Origin of the sequence: Brachyspira sp. SAP_772, assembly GCF_009755885.1 — a bacterium.
In the GTDB taxonomy this organism is placed as follows: Bacteria; Spirochaetota; Brachyspiria; order Brachyspirales; family Brachyspiraceae; genus Brachyspira.
In genome coordinates, this window is the sequence record NZ_VYIX01000147.1 from 1 (window position 1) to 727 (window position 727).

General features: G+C 24.2%; 1 protein-coding gene. It reads left to right on the forward strand.

Going from position 1 to position 727, the window contains the following annotated elements:
• Positions 1-671 (forward strand): outer membrane beta-barrel protein (locus tag GQX97_RS13140; RefSeq protein WP_157152286.1); only part of this gene is annotated, 671 nt, incomplete at its 5' end.
• Positions 672-727: the final 56 nt, after the last annotated feature.

Sequence of the window (727 nt, forward strand, 5' to 3'; positions counted from 1 at the left end):
TTGGAGTTGGAATAAATCAATATTCTCTTACAAATGAAAATCTAACTCAGCAGCAAGAGACTAATTTTAATAATATAGTAAAAAAAGAAAATAGAAAATCTGGAGTTGGTTTTGATTCTGGAGTTTTATTAAATATAGGCTATAGATTTAATATTAATAGAGATATGAGTTTTAGTTTATTAGGGGAGATAGGCTATTCTCATGATGAGTTTTCTTTTTTTAGAGGAGATGATAATAATAAAAATACTTCTGTTTATATGTTTGAAAGTATTGTTTTTGGAATATATCCGAAATTAAATTGGAAAAAATTCTCTTTTGGTTTGGCAGGCGGAGTAAAAGTGCCTTTATATGTTAGGTCTGTTTCTTCATATTATAATTATACAAAAAATGAAATTGATAGAAACATTGAAAATTATAATGCTTTTCAAGTAAAAAATATATTTAATATTCCAGTAATACCATATATAAAATTTTCAGTAGACTATACTATTTATACAGATAAAAAAATAAATTTTGTTTTAGGCGGGTATGTTGGATACGACTTTGGAGTTTCTCTAAAAACACCTCTTTTAAACAATCAAAATGCAAATCTAACCAAATTAATGAAACAAAAYATATCAAGCTTTGACATAGGTTTTCAAGTTGGCATAAAAATATTGCCTAATTATTAAATTTATATTTAAGTTTTAAGGAGCAAAAATGAAAAAAACACTATTTATAAAATTAA